Origin of the sequence: Synechococcus sp. BO 8801, assembly GCF_002252675.1 — a bacterium.
Lineage (GTDB): Bacteria > Cyanobacteriota > Cyanobacteriia > PCC-6307 > Cyanobiaceae > Cyanobium.
Window position 1 is genome coordinate 16,548 of record NZ_NQKY01000007.1, and the last position, 15,327, is coordinate 31,874.

General features: G+C 62.3%; 25 protein-coding genes. 5 read left to right on the forward strand and 20 right to left on the reverse strand.

What is annotated here, in order from left to right; all coding sequences use genetic code 11:
• The first annotated feature begins 201 nt into the window (after window positions 1–201).
• Window positions 202–726, forward strand: coding sequence for an HPP family protein (locus tag CJZ86_RS06990; RefSeq protein ID WP_502690422.1), 525 nt, complete (start codon window positions 202–204; stop codon window positions 724–726).
• 8 nt (window positions 727–734) lie between these two features.
• Here CJZ86_RS06990 and CJZ86_RS06995 read toward each other — a convergent pair whose 3' ends face one another.
• Window positions 735–1,079 (reverse strand): ArsR/SmtB family transcription factor, encoded by a 345-nt coding sequence (locus tag CJZ86_RS06995; RefSeq protein ID WP_094585233.1) that lies wholly within the window; start codon window positions 1,077–1,079, stop codon window positions 735–737.
• Window positions 1,080–1,266: 187 nt separating this feature from the next.
• Between CJZ86_RS06995 and CJZ86_RS07000 the strand changes: the two genes are divergently transcribed.
• Genes CJZ86_RS07000 through CJZ86_RS07010 form a run of 3 tightly spaced genes read left to right on the forward strand, consistent with a single transcriptional unit; the run spans window position 1,267 to window position 3,016 of the window.
• Window positions 1,267–2,100, forward strand: a complete 834-nt coding sequence (locus tag CJZ86_RS07000; protein ID WP_353615216.1) for a sulfite exporter TauE/SafE family protein — start codon at window positions 1,267–1,269, stop codon at window positions 2,098–2,100.
• Window positions 2,097–2,534 (forward strand): hypothetical protein, encoded by a 438-nt coding sequence (locus tag CJZ86_RS07005; RefSeq protein WP_094585234.1) that lies wholly within the window; start codon window positions 2,097–2,099, stop codon window positions 2,532–2,534. The genes CJZ86_RS07000 and CJZ86_RS07005 overlap by 4 nt, the downstream gene beginning before the upstream one ends.
• Window positions 2,531–3,016, forward strand: a complete 486-nt coding sequence (locus tag CJZ86_RS07010) for a GNAT family N-acetyltransferase (protein WP_094585235.1) — start codon at window positions 2,531–2,533, stop codon at window positions 3,014–3,016. Before CJZ86_RS07005 ends, CJZ86_RS07010 begins: the two co-directional genes overlap by 4 nt.
• 2 nt (window positions 3,017–3,018) lie before the next feature.
• Here CJZ86_RS07010 and CJZ86_RS07015 read toward each other — a convergent pair whose 3' ends face one another.
• The 10 genes from CJZ86_RS07015 to CJZ86_RS07055 all read right to left on the reverse strand — a co-directional run bounded on the left by CJZ86_RS07015 (window position 3,019) and on the right by CJZ86_RS07055 (window position 8,928).
• Window positions 3,019–3,507, reverse strand: a complete 489-nt coding sequence (locus CJZ86_RS07015) for a DUF3721 domain-containing protein (RefSeq protein WP_094585236.1) — start codon at window positions 3,505–3,507, stop codon at window positions 3,019–3,021.
• The gene (locus CJZ86_RS07020; protein ID WP_502690423.1) at window positions 3,507–3,761 is read right to left on the reverse strand and encodes a DUF3721 domain-containing protein; all 255 of its coding nucleotides are present in this window, start codon (window positions 3,759–3,761) and stop codon (window positions 3,507–3,509) included. Before CJZ86_RS07020 ends, CJZ86_RS07015 begins: the two co-directional genes overlap by 1 nt.
• 231 nt (window positions 3,762–3,992) lie before the next feature.
• Window positions 3,993–4,274, reverse strand: a complete 282-nt coding sequence (locus CJZ86_RS07025; protein WP_094585238.1) for an antibiotic biosynthesis monooxygenase — start codon at window positions 4,272–4,274, stop codon at window positions 3,993–3,995.
• A 6-nt stretch (window positions 4,275–4,280) separates the two neighbouring features.
• A complete protein-coding gene (locus tag CJZ86_RS07030; protein ID WP_094585239.1) occupies window positions 4,281–5,156 on the reverse strand; it encodes a bile acid:sodium symporter family protein in 876 nt (291 codons plus the stop codon).
• Window positions 5,156–5,962, reverse strand: a complete 807-nt coding sequence (locus CJZ86_RS07035; RefSeq protein ID WP_094585240.1) for an SDR family NAD(P)-dependent oxidoreductase — start codon at window positions 5,960–5,962, stop codon at window positions 5,156–5,158. The genes CJZ86_RS07030 and CJZ86_RS07035 overlap by 1 nt, the downstream gene beginning before the upstream one ends.
• 31 nt (window positions 5,963–5,993) lie before the next feature.
• Window positions 5,994–6,368 carry a VOC family protein gene (locus tag CJZ86_RS07040; RefSeq protein ID WP_094585377.1) on the reverse strand — a complete coding sequence of 125 codons (375 nt, stop codon included), beginning with the start codon at window positions 6,366–6,368 and terminating at the stop codon, window positions 5,994–5,996.
• A 39-nt stretch (window positions 6,369–6,407) separates the two neighbouring features.
• A complete protein-coding gene (locus CJZ86_RS16665; protein ID WP_143594085.1) occupies window positions 6,408–6,650 on the reverse strand; it encodes a hypothetical protein in 243 nt (80 codons plus the stop codon).
• A gap of 228 nt (window positions 6,651–6,878) precedes the next feature.
• A complete protein-coding gene (locus CJZ86_RS07045; protein WP_094585241.1) occupies window positions 6,879–7,868 on the reverse strand; it encodes a hypothetical protein in 990 nt (329 codons plus the stop codon).
• A gap of 86 nt (window positions 7,869–7,954) precedes the next feature.
• A complete protein-coding gene (locus CJZ86_RS07050) occupies window positions 7,955–8,359 on the reverse strand; it encodes a GFA family protein (protein WP_094585242.1) in 405 nt (134 codons plus the stop codon).
• Window positions 8,360–8,490: 131 nt separating this feature from the next.
• On the reverse strand, window positions 8,491–8,928 hold the full coding sequence (locus CJZ86_RS07055) for a cyclic nucleotide-binding domain-containing protein (protein ID WP_094585243.1): 438 nt from the start codon (window positions 8,926–8,928) through the stop codon (window positions 8,491–8,493).
• Window positions 8,929–9,425: 497 nt separating this feature from the next.
• On the opposite strand from CJZ86_RS07055, the gene CJZ86_RS17610 reads away from it, so the two are divergent.
• Window positions 9,426–9,803 carry a DUF3592 domain-containing protein gene (locus CJZ86_RS17610; RefSeq protein WP_094585244.1) on the forward strand — a complete coding sequence of 126 codons (378 nt, stop codon included), beginning with the start codon at window positions 9,426–9,428 and terminating at the stop codon, window positions 9,801–9,803.
• Window positions 9,804–9,899: 96 nt separating this feature from the next.
• On the opposite strand, the gene CJZ86_RS07065 is transcribed toward CJZ86_RS17610, so the two are convergent.
• The 9 genes from CJZ86_RS07065 to CJZ86_RS07100 form a co-directional block, all read right to left on the reverse strand.
• Window positions 9,900–10,250 (reverse strand): cupin domain-containing protein, encoded by a 351-nt coding sequence (locus tag CJZ86_RS07065; protein WP_094585245.1) that lies wholly within the window; start codon window positions 10,248–10,250, stop codon window positions 9,900–9,902.
• A gap of 132 nt (window positions 10,251–10,382) precedes the next feature.
• Window positions 10,383–10,883, reverse strand: a complete 501-nt coding sequence (locus tag CJZ86_RS07070; RefSeq protein WP_094585246.1) for a GNAT family N-acetyltransferase — start codon at window positions 10,881–10,883, stop codon at window positions 10,383–10,385.
• 167 nt (window positions 10,884–11,050) lie between these two features.
• Window positions 11,051–11,359, reverse strand: coding sequence for an addiction module antidote protein (locus CJZ86_RS07075; protein ID WP_094585247.1), 309 nt, complete (start codon window positions 11,357–11,359; stop codon window positions 11,051–11,053).
• On the reverse strand, window positions 11,359–11,583 hold the full coding sequence (locus CJZ86_RS07080; protein WP_353615217.1) for a type II toxin-antitoxin system RelE/ParE family toxin: 225 nt from the start codon (window positions 11,581–11,583) through the stop codon (window positions 11,359–11,361). The genes CJZ86_RS07075 and CJZ86_RS07080 overlap by 1 nt, the downstream gene beginning before the upstream one ends.
• A gap of 232 nt (window positions 11,584–11,815) precedes the next feature.
• Entirely contained in the window at window positions 11,816–12,076 is a 261-nt protein-coding gene (locus CJZ86_RS07085) for a DUF2442 domain-containing protein (protein ID WP_094585248.1), read from the reverse strand.
• Window positions 12,069–12,302, reverse strand: a complete 234-nt coding sequence (locus CJZ86_RS07090; RefSeq protein WP_094585249.1) for a DUF4160 domain-containing protein — start codon at window positions 12,300–12,302, stop codon at window positions 12,069–12,071. Before CJZ86_RS07090 ends, CJZ86_RS07085 begins: the two co-directional genes overlap by 8 nt.
• 153 nt (window positions 12,303–12,455) lie before the next feature.
• Window positions 12,456–13,172 (reverse strand): GIY-YIG nuclease family protein, encoded by a 717-nt coding sequence (locus CJZ86_RS17615; RefSeq protein WP_094585250.1) that lies wholly within the window; start codon window positions 13,170–13,172, stop codon window positions 12,456–12,458.
• Window positions 13,173–13,335: 163 nt separating this feature from the next.
• Entirely contained in the window at window positions 13,336–14,271 is a 936-nt protein-coding gene (locus tag CJZ86_RS16670) for a restriction system modified-DNA reader domain-containing protein (RefSeq protein ID WP_143594086.1), read from the reverse strand.
• A 114-nt stretch (window positions 14,272–14,385) separates the two neighbouring features.
• The gene (locus CJZ86_RS07100) at window positions 14,386–15,318 is read right to left on the reverse strand and encodes a toll/interleukin-1 receptor domain-containing protein (protein ID WP_094585251.1); all 933 of its coding nucleotides are present in this window, start codon (window positions 15,316–15,318) and stop codon (window positions 14,386–14,388) included.
• Between the last annotated feature and the right edge of the window lie 9 nt (window positions 15,319–15,327).

Sequence of the window (15,327 nt, forward strand, 5' to 3'; positions counted from 1 at the left end):
GGCTGACGCCAAGGGAACGCCGTCAGTCTGCCGAGCTGTCCTTGTACCCGCTGCCACACGATCCAGCGGCAGAACTCACCACAATGGCCGGTCAACCCCTTGCGGTTGCCTCCCATGACTCTCCGGGCCGGGCCATCGGCTCCTGAACGCCAGCACCCTCGCGTTGCAGGCTCCGGCGCCCGTGGGACGGGCACATGGTGGTTGGGGCGACTCCTGGCTTCCGTTCACACAGAGCGAGAGAGGGGCAGGGCCTACCAGCCGCGTTTCACCCGCGACCACCTGGCCTTCTCCTGGCTCGGGGCTTTGCTGTCCCTGGCCCTGCTCGGTGGTCTCAGCGCCTGGAGCGGCTACCTGCTGATGGCGGCCCCGCTGGGGGCGTCCTCGGTGCTGTTGTTCGGCCACCCCCGCAGCCCCCTGGCCCAGCCCCGCAACATCGTTCTGGGCAACGGACTGGGGGGCCTGATCGCAATTCTGGTGGTGAGCTGCGGCTGGTCCGGTGCCTGGGGTGTGGCCCTGGCGGTCGGGCTCACGATCGTGGTGGGGCAACTGGGTCGCTGCCTCCACCCTCCGGCCGGCGGCGTCGCCTTTCTCGGGGTCTTTCTCAAGGCCGGTCCCGGATTCGTGCTGTTTCCCGTGCTCTCGGGGTCGGTGCTGCTCGTGTTGCTCGCCTGGCTGTTCAGCCGGGGGGTCCGAGGAGCCTCTGCGTACCCGGCGCACTGGCTCTGATCCGGGCCTCAGGCGGAATGGAGCTGGTCGAGCTGCTGCTGCAGGCGCTGCTTCATGCGCGTCTGGACCAGGTGGCAGAGCTCCTCCACCAGCTCGGCGTCGGCGCGGTAGATCAGGCGGACCCCTTCGCGCTCGCAACTCACGAGGCCGGCCCGCTGCAGCTGGGAGAGCTGGCGGCTGATGTGGGACTGGCTGAACCCGGTGGCCTCGATCAGGGAGGCGACATCGCAGGGACCCTGCCGCAGATGGCAGAGGAGCTGGAGCCGGGCCGGCTCGCTCAGCAGCCGGAAGAACTGGCTGAACTCCTCCAGCAGCTCCGGACTGGGAATCGAACCGGGACCGACCACGCCCATGCCAGATCACTATGACGCTAGCGACATTATGCAGCGCCGTTCCCGCCGATGGGGCGCAGACAGCGGCAGCTTTCACTCTTTTGCCGTTGTATGCGTGTATGGTCATAATCACCAGCCCAAGCCCCGCGATGTCCGCCGTCCCCGCATCGCCACGCCATGCCGCCCGGTCCCGGCGGAGGGGTCGGTCTTGAGCATCCCGCTGCTGCTGCTGATGGCCGCCGGCGGTGCCGTGATCGGATTCCTGCTGGCGGTGCTCGGCGCCGGCGGCTCGATCCTGCTGCTGCCCCTGCTGATCAGCGGCGCCGGGCTGCCCACCCGTGAGGCGATGCCCCTGTCGCTCCTGGCCGTCACCCTGCTGGCGGTGGCCAACGCCGGCCCCTACCTGCGGCGGCGCCAGGTGGCGCCCCGGCCCGCCCTGATCCTGGGGGTGCCGGCCCTGGCGGGCAGCTGGATCGGCGGCTCCCTCGTCAAGCAGGGGCTGATCCCCGAGCCGGTGCAGCTGGCGGTGTTCGCCGCGGCCGCCCTGGTGGCCGCCTGGTTGCTCTCACGGCGGCAACGCGGCCCTGGCGGCGACAGGCACGCCACCGGATCCCGGCGGCCCGGAGGGAGCCTGGCCCTGGCGGGGCAGGGGGTGCTGGTGGGCCTGCTCACCGGCATCGCCGGCGTGGGCGGCGGCTTCGCCATCGTGCCCGCCCTGGTGCTGCTGGCCGGTCTGCCGATGCCCCTGGCCAGCGGCACCAGCCTGGTGCTGATCGCCACCAACAGCCTGGTGGCCCTCGGGGCCCTGGGGCACTGGCCGGCGGCCGGCCTGCCCCTGCTGGCGCCCCTGATCGGCGGCGGACTGCTGGGCGCGATCGGCGGCCAGGCCCTGGCCCCCCACCTCTCCGATCGGCACCTGCGCCAGGGCTTCGCCGCCCTGCTGGTCGGCTCGGCCCTGCTCACGGGCGCCGAAGCCCTCCAGCGCCAGCGCAGCCTCGGCGCCGCCAGTCCCCCCACCCACACCGTCCCGCACCAGCGATGAGCCAACTCCTGTTCCAGTTCCAGTTGCAGAGCCGCCACGGCGCCGCCGGCGAGGCCCTCAGCGTCGATTTCCGCAACGGCGAGCAGGAGCCGTGGCAGCCGCTGGAGCCCAGCCTGCAGACCCCCGGCTTCCGGCTCTTCCTGCTGTCGCTGCTGCTCTGCCAGCACCACTACCTGGTGGCCAACGCCCTCGAGCGGCACCTGCCCCTGGCGGCCGTGGACGGGGTGCTCAACGTGACCGCCTCCGCCGACTGGATGGTCGAGGCGGTGGAGGGCACCTTCCAGGTGCGGCTGGAGGCGGCCGATGGGGCGGCGACGCCCGCGCTGGATGGGCCCAGCCGGGCCTTTCTGGAGCGGCGCATGAAGGTCTGTCCGGTGTCGCGGAATCTGCCCGGTACGGTGACCAAATCGATCGTGGTGCAAGCGGCGGGATGATCCGGGCTTACGAGCCGGCCGACTGGCCAGGGGTGTGGGCGGTGCTGGAGCCGGTGTTCCGTGCCGGCGAAACCTTCCCCCACGACCCGGCCATCGACAGCGACGCCGCCCATCAGGCCTGGGTGGGGGCCGTCGCCGCCACCTTCGTGGCCACCGATGCGGACGGCGCCATCCTGGGCACCTACTACCTGCGCCCCAACCAGCCGTACCTGGGCGCCCACGTGGCCAACGCCGGCTATGTGGTGGCCGAGGCCGCCCGGGGCCGGGGCGTGGGCCATGCCCTCTGCCGCCACTCCCAGGAGGAGGCGCGGCGGCGGGGCTTCACGGCGATGCAGTTCAACCTGGTGGTGAGCACCAACAGCGCCGGCGTGGCCGCCTGGAGCCGCAACGGCTTCCGCACCATCGGCCGGCTGCCGGGGGCGTTCCGCCATCCCCGCCTGGGGGAGGTGGATGCGCTGGTGATGTTCAAGACCCTGGCCTGAGTTCAGGGGGTCGGGTGTTCCTCGCAGGGCATCCAGAGCGATCCCATGGCGTGGGCCCCTTCGCAGCCGAGTTCCTTCGCCTTCCTGAGGGCCTCCTCGCGGCTGGGGTAGGCGTAGAGGTTGGGCTGGCCCTGGCCTGAGCTGTGGTTGTGGTGATGGTGCACCTGGCCGCTCGGGCTCCCCAGCCGGTAGGGGCCCATCCCCTCCATCCCCACCCACCAGACGCCCATCACGTTCACACCGGCGATGAGGATGCCCATGCCGACCACAGAGGCGTTGATCACCCCCATCGCCACCGCCCCCAGGCTCAGCACTCCCATCGGCACGACGCCGATGCTGACCACCCCCATGGGCACGATGCCGATCGAGATGATGCCCAGGGGGGCGATGCCGATGGCCAGGATCTTCGGCCGGCCACCGCAGGCCGAGGGGCCGCTGGAGGGAGGGGCGCCGCCGGAGGGTGGATTCTCGGGCGCGGCTGGGTCAGGCATCAGTGGGAGCCGTGGCCGGACGTCCCGCCTTTGGTTTCGCCATGGGTGGCACAGGGCATCCACTGGTTGCCCATCTTGTGCGCCCCGGTGCAGTTGAAGTGCTTGGCGGCGGCTTCGGCTTCCGCCTTGGTGGCGAACACCGCCTTCTGGGCCCCATGGCCGGGCTGCTGGGCCAGGGCGGGGGCGCCGCCCAGCGCGGCCAGGAGGCCGGCGGCGGCGGCCAGGGGAGCAAGGGGCGGCCGAAGGAGAGACACGACGATTCCTGAAACGACAATCATTCTGGCAGTGCTGATCTCAGGCAGTGCTGGCGCTGGGAGTTCAGGGGTTGTCATAGCTGGGCACGATGGGATCGCCGTCCCGGCCGAGGCGCCGGCTCGCCATTTCCCTGGCGCCGGTGGCCGGTTGATGGGTTCCGGCCCGGGCCCTCGATCCGGGCGGCGTAACGGCCGGGGTCGTTGGGGCGCATGGGAGGAAGGGGCCAGCCGTCAGAGCGTGCCCGCCTCCAGCTGATGCAGATAGAGGAACTCCGGGGATTCGACACCGGCCTGCCGACGAATCTCCACCAGCTCGGGGGACTCGAAGAACGCCTTCGCCCTGGCGATCGATTCCCAGCGGGAGAAGTGCACCACCTTGTTGGGGTCGCTCGCATCTCGGAGCACCTGGAACGACCGCTCGCCGGCATCACGGCGCAGGCCGGCCGCCGCGTCGAACACCTGTTTCCAGGCCTCGTAGTCCCGCACGGCGTGGATGATCAGCACATGGTCCATGGGAGTTCACGCCCGGCAGGCCGAGGGGATGAGGCGCCGGCCGCAGAGGACCGCGCCAAAGCCGAACACATACATCAGCAGGCTGTAGACCGCCGCCGGCACCGCCATGTCGGGATTGTTGAGCAGGCCGGCGGTGATGGCGATCGCCAGGGTTCCGTTCTGAATCCCCACTTCGATCGCGATGCACACCTGCTGGGCCAGCGGCAGCCGGAACAGCCGGCCGGCCAGGAAGCCCGCAAGCATGGCCAGCACGTTGAGCAGCGCGATGGCCAGTCCCATCTGGGCCAGAAACCCCGGCAACTTGGGGGCCTCGCGGATGAACAGCAGCAGGATGATCAGCGCCAGCAGGCCCCCGGCCAGGCGGCCCATCTGCTTCTCCAGGCGTCGGGCTGGCCCGGGAAAGCGGTGGCGGATGGCCATGCCGACGGCCGTCGGCAGCAGGGTGATCAGCACGATCTGCAGCATGGTGGTGCCGATCGGCAGGGCGATCGCGGCCCCCTCCCCCAGGAAATACTGGAGGGCCAGGTTGGTGAACAGCGGAATCGTGACCACCGTGACGATGCTGCTCACGGCCGTCAGCGTCACCGACAGGGCCACATCCCCCCGGGCCAGGTAGGTCATCAGGTTGGACGACGGGCCGCCCGGGCAGACGGCCACAACCACCAGTCCCACCGCCATCACCGGTTCCATCGGCACCAACAGGGCGATGAGGGCCCCCAGCAGCGGCAACACCAGGGTCTGGCAGACCGTGCCCACCGCGACCGCCCTGGGGTAGCGGGTGATGCGCTGGAAGTCCTCGGGCACCAGGCTGAGGCCCATGCCCAGCATGACGATGGCCAACGCCAGAGGCAACAGGACCACCGTGAAGACGCTGCTCTGCATCAGTGGATGGCCATGCCCCGCATCACCGTGCCCATGATGCTCACCCGCGCCCAGCGCGGCAGGGGCACCAGCGACCAGCTCAGCAGCTTGGAGAGGGCGCCCGGCAGCACCGTGGTCTGCCGCCCCAGGGCCGCGAGGATCGGCTGGGCGATGGCCTCCGGGTCCATGGCCGCCCCCATCCGCATCCCGGCCCGGGCGGCGAAGCCGCTGTGGGTGGGGCCGGGCGCCGCGGCCAGCACGGCCACGCCGTCGCCCCGGAGTTCCACCTGCAGGGCCTCGGCCAGGCTCTGCACGTAGGCCTTGGTGGCGGCGTAATGGGCCGCGTAGGGCATCCCCTGGAAGGCGGCGATCGAGCTGAGCAGCACCAGGCCGCCCCGACCCCGCTCCCGCAGGCGACGGCCGAAGTGGTGGCAGGCCTGCAGCACCGCCCGGCCGTTGACCATCAGCATCTCGGTTTCGCTGGTGATGTCGGACTCCAGGAAGGGGCCGGAGCTGCCGAAGCCGGCGGAGGCCACCAGCAATCCCACCTCCAGCGGGTCGGTGACCCGGCGGATCGCTTCGAGGTGGTCCTCCCGGGCCAGGTCCACGGCGACGACCTGCACCTGCACGCCGTGGCTGGCCATCAGGTTGGCCGCCAGGGTCTCGAGCCGGGGGCGATCGCGGGCCACGAGCACCAGGTTCAGGCCGGCATCGGCCAGGCGGCAGGCCAGGGCGCGGCCGATGCCGGAGGAGGCTCCGGTGACGACGGCCCAGGGGCCGTATTGATCCAGGAAACGCCGCTGGCGTCGGGTCGGGGCGGATGACATCGCGGCTTCGGTGGATGGGTTGCTCAGGCGCTCAGCAGGGGCTGCAAATGTCGATGAGGCAACCGTTGGGATCGACGGTCAGGAAGCGGCGCTGTCCATAGAACTCATTCCTGGGCTCCTGGTGGATCGAAAGCCCCAGGCCCAGGGCCTTGGCGTACACAGCATCGACGTCAGGAACAACGAAGGTGAGGTAGATCCCGGCAGGCGCCTGCTGAAAGGGCTCGGGAACGAGCTCACTGGATCGCGCGATGATGCCGAGCTCAAGCTGAGGATGGGTGGGGCTGCGCAGCTGGACATACCAGTCACTGTCGTAGTTCACCTCGAACCCGAGAAGCGAAACATAGAAATCGCGGCTCTCGCCCAGACGGTCGGAGCAGAGGTTGGTCAGCAATCGCGTGAAAGCCATGGGAGCCCGCCAGCTCGGCATGGAGCGCAGTCTGAAGCCTCACACGGAGGTGGAATCCAGCGCCCTGGAAAGGGCCTCAAGAAAGCGGCCGCCCCACAGACAGCCCATCACTCCTGAGGTGGTAATCACCAGGGCGGCAGCGACCACCTCAAGGCTGCTGAGCTGGAAAGTGTGACCCGCGGCGAAGGGCAGCGAGGCGATCAGCACACCTATGGCGGCGCCAGCGGCGAAGCGCCGCGCGATGGCGGAACGTGTCGTGCTGGCGGGCGTTTCGGGAGGCATCAGTGTGCTCAGGACATCACTCGCGGGAGTTTAGGCGAGGTAAGTCCTGCGTCAGGCCCATGGCTGAGGCTCCTTCCCATCCATCAGGACGCTCCAACTTGGCTGGGCCTCCAGATCAGCAATTGACTTGAAAGCCCAGGTGCTCACTGCCAGAGCAACGGTGGTCCAGCTCCGCGAAGAGCGGGTGCCCGTGATGGCCATCCTGAGTCTGAAAGGGGGAGCTCATGATCAGAAAGAGCTGACCAAACGTCTGATGTACTGATTCGAAGCGCCATAACTGACGATAGCCACATCAAGATCAGCGTGTCGGTGAAGGTTCAATGCCCGTTCAATGCCCTTCAGAATCCAGTCGGTTTCATTGCCGAAAGCCCCGCCACCGAGCAACGTGAGAAACACTCTGTTGCTCCCATGCTGGACCGTGTTCAGGATGGCGGTGCAGATCGTTGCCTCATAGGAGGCCTCCAGGACGAGCCGTGCGAAGGGGGCCCAGAGGTTCGACGCATGCCGGGAATAGGCAACGGGCAAGGCGGAGCCGTAGACCTGTGAAACGAGGTGCTCGCAATCCTTCAACGTCACCTGCGTTCTCCACTGAATTCCAATTCGCAGCAACCGTCGCAATGCGTCGCATTGATCGTCGTCCGCCGACTTCAGGTGCTCTGAGATCTCCACCAGGCCAGCGCGCGAGGCCAAAGGGTAGCCATTCCTCATCTCCCAGAGGCGGCCCTCTGTGTTTCCCAGGGCGATGCCGAGGTCAGCGAGGCAGTCGATCTGGTGGCGCGCTGATTGACCGGGTTGCCCGTTGACATCCGCGAAGTAGTTGCGATAGATCGTTCCTGCCCCAGCTGCCATGGCACACGCCGGCCCCTGGGTATGGTCATGTTCATAGATTCCCACGCCGTGCTCTGGCGTCACATCTGGAGACACCATCTCAAGCAGGTTGAACTGCGAGGCCACCTGAAAGAGCGCCATCGCGTTCGCCTCGTCTGCATGCAGATGTTGCACATTGGCGACGACTTCTCGCACCCTCAGGGTGCCGGGCGGATAGCCGCTGGCCTGAACACGCTCTCGCAAGTCAGCCAACGTTGGCGTTTCCAACCGGCCACAGGCGAGAACCCTCCCATTCACATGGGACTGCAAGTTCTCGTCTTCAACCGTGATCTTCCCCCGAACTTGATCTGGGGAAAGCTCTGAGAAGCCGGTCAGTTCTTCGAACCACATGATTCAACGACATCCGGGGGGACTGGACGCAGGACGAGCAACAGGCTCCAGCGCACTATCAAGGTGATGCTCGGGGAGCTCAACGGTTAGCTCTGCGGAGGAAAGCGCTGAAACTGGGGAAGTTCGTGGGCGCTCTCCATCCAGGCAATGCGTTCCGCCACCTGGATCTGAATGCGCGCTGGCACGGCCTCCGGTGAATCGTAGGTAGCACTCTGGATATCGACAATTCCAGGAAGCCCTTCGGGGTTGTAGTAGAAGAGCCCAGTACCGCAGTCGCCACAGAAGTGCCGTTGGGCCTGCTGCGACGACGCGTAGATCTTGGGAACACCCCGAGTCACTCGCAGGGCAGTCTCGGCATACATCGTCCAACCCACCACCGGTGCGCCGGCATGGCGGCGACAATCAGAGCAGTGGCAGAGGGCGTGGGTGAGCGGATCACCTTCGACTTCGTAGCGAATGGCGCCGCAGTGACAGCCACCGGCGAGTTTCATGTTCCAGGTCCTCCAGGGATGGGACGAAAGGTGAGGGAGAGTGGGGGATCGATCCATTGCGTCGTAACTGTGTCGATCCTGAATCGCCCCCTCTAGGGAATAGGCGCAGATACAGAGCAAAAGACGCCCATTCAGATGCTGAATCCATAGGGAGCGGTGGTGACACGCAAGCGGCGGGCCAATTCCTTGACGATCCCCTGCACGACCTCGGGGTGTTCGGCCATCAGACTGTGTAAGGTCGACTGCTCGATCTGATAGAGCGTACTCGGGTCGATCGCGCTCACCGAGGCCGAGCGGGGTTCCGGGTCGAGAGCAGCCAGCTCGCCCACGATCTCACCAGCCGAGAGTTCAACGATGGTCTGGCTACCGATGTGGACCCGCACCAGGCCCGTAGCGATCACGTACATCGAGGTACCGTGGTCTCCCTTGGCGAACAGCTGCTGGTTGGGCGCAAGCTGCACTTCTTCCACGGCATCAGCCACAGCAGCCAGAACGTCGTCGGGGGTGGAGGCGAAGATACTGGCTCGCCTGAGCCGCTGAATCTTGTCGTGCGGGGCCGTGCTGGTCATGGCACTTGGAGAAGGAGCGTCTGAGGGCGGTTCAGACCGAGGACAATGACGTCAAATTTAGCGTGCTTGCCAGCTGTAGCAAGCTCGGCGAACAGATCCCATCGCATTCTTCCATTCGACAGTCATCACGATTGACCGAGCTAAACACAAACAGCTTCTCAACGTTGTGCAGGCGACAAATCGCAGCCCTGGCGTCTTGTTGATTCTCTAGAGCATCAATCGAAATCACATCCGGATTGACTCCAATGAAAACAGGTCTGGGCGGACTTGTGGTCACTGTATCTTTGGCATGTGGCCAGGCCAACGTTCAGGCTAGGCTTTCATCCCTAGCGGGTCAGCTTGAGCGACGGGTTAGGCCTCCCGTGCGTGACTCGGCCATACTGAACACAGCATGCGGGAGCTACAGACTGCATTGATTTCAGTCATCCTCGGCTTGATCCTCGCCGCCACTTTGGGAGGCGGAAGTTACTTGTTGTCGCGCAACGTCCCGATGGCCAATGAGGGATGGCGTTCCCAGTATTGGCCAGCCGTGGCGGGGTGCTGTAGGAACATATGTCGTGGTGCTGCACTACGAGTTTTCCCTGATGGGGCGAACGTACTCAGGCACGCGCCAAAGCCTTGACGACGTAGGAATCATCAAGAGCGCCGAGGTTGCTCAGCGTGAGGCTGATGCTTTACCGGCGGGACGCTCTGTACAAATCTTCTACGAACCCAAAGACCCCAGCAAGTCTCTACTGAAACCGGGAGTGCCGGTTTCCGGGGTGCCAGGAAGCCTCCTCGGAGCGCTGCTGGTTGCAGGAGGTCTGGCGCTGGTCGCGATCGGCCTACATTTGCACTCGTACCATGCCAAGAGGCGCAGGAAACGGCAGACCTAATCTCAAGATCAGCGGCGGGCAGGAGCTAAGTGCGCTTACACGGCGTCTCGGCCCCAGCCATTAGATCTTGATGCCAGGCATCTCGCTCATGATGAACTACACCGGCTCGAAGCCCAATGCTGCGGGAGAAACGACGGAAACGAAAACAAGCGGTTCTTGACCGGTGTTCAGAACACCGTGGACTTCTCGGCGATGGGCTACCAGCACATCTCCCTGGGCGATGGCAATCGACTCTCCGTTAGCACTAAGGCGGTACTCGCCGCAACCCGAAAGGATGGTCCATGTATCTTGGCCATCAGGATGCACATGAGCCGAGATCTGCTGGCCAGGCTTGACAGTCCAAGCAACGACCGCTGCGTCAGCCGACTCGGTGATGACTGAGCGAATGGGCTCACCATCTGCGGGTTGGAGAAAGTCTGTGACCTTGAACAAACGCTGGGAGCTCATTATGGACTCGATGGAACAGGGTTTGGCGGGGTTTAGCAACAATGGCGGCCCAGCGGTACTTGGAGGCCGAACGCCTGGCAGATGAACTCTATGCGGAACAACGGTTGAACCGTTCGATCGGCATGTTGGGCATCAGCGAACGGTATCAAGCGTATCCAGATGCTTCGTGAAGATCACGCGATCTTGACTCTCCCCGTCATAGCCCACGGCGATGGGCACCCCGTCAACCTTGTCGTCGGAGTCAAGAAGAGAGAAGCCAAGGCGACGATGGAAGGCAATCGAGTCGCGATTGACCGGAGCGGTCACGCATTGGGCCGTGCGGCAGCCATGCGAGGCAGCCGTGGTAAAGAAATGCTCATAGAGGTGGCGCCCCAAGCCCTCTCCACGTCGTGCGGGATGCACGCCGAGGAAGTGGATATAGGCCTGGTCGGGAAAGGTCTGCGAAACGAAACCGATGAGGAACCCAACGATCTGACCATCATCGACGGCGGTGAAGCTGGTAGAGCGGAAGTGGACGAAGAAGAGCTTGGGGAGCATGGCGGCCATAGGCCGACCACCCCACCATTCGTCAACAACCGAGATGATCGAATGATAGTCGTCCGGCTCCAGATGTCTGATGACAACCTCGGTCATAGCCTCCTATTCAGCAGACAGCATGCTTAACGTTGCCACTGGGTGGCAGGCAAGAAGCTATCGCTATCGAAGCGGACTCGACGGCGGCCTGTCCACTCCAGGAGCCTTTTCGAAGGTGTCGCATCTCCCCAGGCAGCCTGTGCGGACCTACACCGCCTAAACAGAGCTCAAGTCACCTCCGCTTCACTTCTCACACTGGCGCTCAACTTCAGTCCAAGGGCCGAGACGACCTTCAGGATGGTGTCAAAGCTCGGGCTGCGCTCTCCAGATAAGGCCTTGTAGAGGCTTTCCCTGGAAAGTCCTGAATCTCTGGCCACCTGGGTCATTCCCTGGGCCCGTGCGATGTCGCCCAGGGCCTTGGCAATGAAGGCAGCATCACCATCCGCCTCCTCGATGCAGGCTTCCAGGTAGGCCGCCATCTCCTCCGGTGTGCGTAGATGCTCGGCAACGTCGTATGAGGTCGTCGTGGTTTTCATCAGGTCTCCTCCGCCAGGTTGTCTGCCATCAGAAGGGCCTCATCAATGTCCTTGGCTTTTGAGCTCTTGTCTCCGCCAGCCAAAAGGATGATCAAGGCGGTTCCCCTCTGCAGGTAGTAGACCCTGTATCCAGGGCCGTAGTTGATCCGCAGCTCCGATACGCCAGCCCCAACGGGCTTGACGTCACCAGGATTGCCGCCGATGAGACGCTCGATCCTGGCCAGAACCTTCGCCCGGTCTCAGATCACGGGGACCAGCGAACCATCGGACGCCCCACTATGTCTGGCGGACTTCAACCATGCACCAACTGTAGCCCCCTGGCTACGATCGCGCAACGCTGCCTTGCTGGCTCCCATCAAGGACGATACATCCTTCGAACGCTCGCCATCACCTGGCCGCAAGGAGACAGTGGGGTTTGCAGGGCTCACTTGGAGGCGGCTCAGGTGAATGGCGGTGTTAGCTGACCAGTGCCTTTGCCTGGGGGGCTGGCGCACCACGAAGTAGGCCTTCCACACTTAAATCCTCATCGACAGCTGGCCAGTGAATTCCGTAGCCAGCCCCAGCAATCTCCCAGTTGTCACGCTCCTGAGATGTTGCATGCAGAAGCCTTGGGAACCAGGCCAATGGCACCGAGATAGAACGACCATCAGCCAGGTCGACGATCAGCCTGTCTTCTGTCAACGCAACGTCAGTGACCTGCTCACCAGGGTTAGCCATGAAACTCCTCCCATGCTTTCAGAAGGATAGCTCTGTTCAAGCTGACCAGCCGTTCAATTTCGCGCAGATCTCTGGCGCTGAAACCAAGGCTCGAGGACAATGCAACAGAAACAAGCCAGACCTTGCAAGAAGCCTTATCTCTGTCGACATGAACATGGGGAGGCTCGTTTGGCTCGTGACTGTAGAAGTAGACCCTATAAGGACCGCTTCTGAGGATTGTCGGCATCCGAAAGCGCCACCATCACATCAACGATACCGACCTCGGCCTTCCTGTGCAGCTAACGCTGCCCCTGAGTGGCAGGCAAGAAGCCATCACAACATGAGAAGACATCTGGGTGGTCTGCCCACTCCAGGGGCTTGTTAGATGTTCGAGATCGCATTAGGTCTGCTCCAGAGTCTCATAAAGCATGCACTCAGCCAGAACGGATTCCAACTCTGCCTCATTCATGCAGAAAATCTCTGTATCGGGTCTGCGGAGAGAGGAGAATTTAGAATGCAGTTCTGCCTCTACTCTGAGGCTGTCCTGCTCTGTACTCAATTGTATGGACTTAATAAGTCGACAAGGGCCAAACTGCTTGATTCTTCTTGGAATTGACTTGGCCTTTCCTATCTTGTAGTAGTGCTGCCCAGCTGCCGTTTTTTGAAAAGTCAGTAGCTGAACTAGATACACGTGGCTGTGCGTCACATCTTGAAGATCATGCAAAGTGAAAGCAGGACCGCCCTCTTGCCTTAACCTCATTGGCGGGGTCGCCCACCTTGAGACAATATGGGCCATTAGCCGCTTGGTGGCCATAGGGCTCGCCAAATACATGTACTCCTCAGTATCAGAATAAATTGCATACCACTTCCTGCCTCGCGCTTTTGTAAGGCTTGGCCGGTGGCCGGTCTGCCTCCATGGAATCTCTTCATCCTGTCTTATCCCTCCTGCTTCTTTGAGCTCTCTAGAATGATATAGCCAAACGGTCCCCTTTGCTCTGTCCTCAGGATCTTTCCAAAAGACAGAATAGACTTCAATCTTGTTAGGCTTTCTTGGTGGCGCTGGTTTCGGTGGACCACCTCGGGGATCGCCTGAATACCTGCGTCTCTTGATAGGCATTGAAGTCTGTTGTGACTTAGGCCGAGAAGTATACGTTCAATTCAAGACAGTTGCGATCATGAGCAGCACGCTCGATGACATCTAACGCTTGCCATCACCTGGCCGCAAGGAATACCGGGATCGAGACAAGTGATCAAGGTGGCGGCTCAGGTGAATGGCAGTGTTAGATAGTTCCTGATGAATCAGAGGCCAAGAACTGGCTTCGGATGTCTGCGAGAGTTCGACCATCTGCAACCAACCAGCTTGTCCAGCCGTTTACAGTCTTTCTATCGCTGCCAGCGTCATTAATTCCGCGGAGAGCAGCATAGCTTGGACTTGAATAGGTCTGACCCATAAAGTCAATGGATCCATCTTCGCACAATATGGAATTATATGTTCGTTGCTCACCGCCACGAGGCTTGTAACGCATCACCAGCTCTTGTCCTGCATTCATCAAGCCGGCACCAATCAAATCGGCCAGAGTTGCCTCGTAGACCGCATATTTATTCTTGTCCTCGCCTTCGGGTGCTGTGTCAACGCTCGGGGTAAATTCGTCTGGAATCTCATAGGCTATTTGCGTTGGGTTATCAAAGTCCACAAGCTTACGAATTTCCCAAAGGCGAACCTCGGCTCTCTGTTGCTCAGCCCACAATCGCAAGTCGCGGCTGATCGAATCAATAGGTATAGCAACAACCGGCGGACAAGACAGGATATCGTTGACTACGGAGCGAACGTCTATTTGCTGGATGCCGTGTTCATCAAACTTGACTCGAACAGAATCATCACGCAAGTAAAGATCCACGAGCACCTGCTCTAAAACTGACTTAGTGGCTGGCTGAATAGAAGCCGCAATCTGCTTGGCGACTTGAGGCGCTATGTGTGCCCATACTCCGTGCCCCAATAACTCAGCTTCGACTAGATACCATTTGCGCTGTTGCAAATCAAGTGCGAACGCATCAGGAATGGTCCCAGCGCCATTTGGGCTGCGAATCAGCTTTTTAGGCAGCAGGACAGAGTCAGGGCCAAATATGTACTCATAATTCTCCAGCAAAACAGTCTCAAGCTCACTCTCACTGGTGAACGGAGATTGAATGAAACGCCGGCTATCAAGAAGCAGCATTGGATACCTTGGCTCGATGGTGGAGTCTATCTAACGCTCAAGATCAGAAGCGGGCAGAGGCTTCAGCATTGGCAGGACCATGCGCACCCGTCTTCTGCATCTTGATGTTAGGCCTCACTCGGCGAAAGATGAGGATTTTGTGGGAGCGATCCTGTACTCCAGGCGGACTTCGTCAAGGGCATTTCCAGGACCACGAACCTGAATAGAGAGAACCTTGGTGGCGAGGAAGTAACCTGCCGTGTTCTGCCAGATAAGGATTTCACCCAGGTAGGGCGTACGCACCCGCGAAGACGGATCGTACTGGGTTGCGTCTTGTATCTCAGATATCTCTTGGGCACCAACTGCAATTGCCACGCTGCGGATACTCGGCGGATCGGTGTATGCGTGAATCGAGTTGCCTCCAGCTCGCGACCAGGCGGTCTCGAATGCCATGTCACCAGCGCCGAATGTGAAGCGCCCGTTGTTGTTTGAATAGTCAAAGGCGACCACGCCTCTAATGGCTGGAGACAGATAGCGTTCGGCGCCGAAGGAGACGACTGGTGCGATCGCAGGTGTTGTGACCGTGAAGGGATTCGCGCCAAGTGGTGGTCGCGGTTTCACTTCTTGACCATGGATATCACGTATCAGTTCAGCATACTTGGCTTCAAAGGCCAAGTCGTCTCTGAAGTCGATGTGAACTCGCGAAGACAAGAAGGTAGGAACAGGTGGAGTCAGAGTGTTTGCCCGAACAACAGGAATGATTCGCTCAGACGTGACGTCCTGCATCAGCTGTGCAGTCAAGATCATCTTTTCGTACCCAACGCCACCGCGGCCAGCATTTGCCTTCTGCACGTATGGCTCCGTACAGACAGAAAGAACTCGCTCTGCAGAAGAGAGGCCCTGCTCCATGAACCTTGGGAGGTCGCTCCCAAGAGAGAGATCCCATTGATCAAGGATTACGTCCACTCCGTTCGCAACCAGACGCGTTGCCAGTGCGAGCACCCAATCCTTGTGCGGCTCGCTGTCGTGCGAGTAGGAGAGGAAGACCTTGGGCGCAGTGGTTGCCATGGGGGTGGT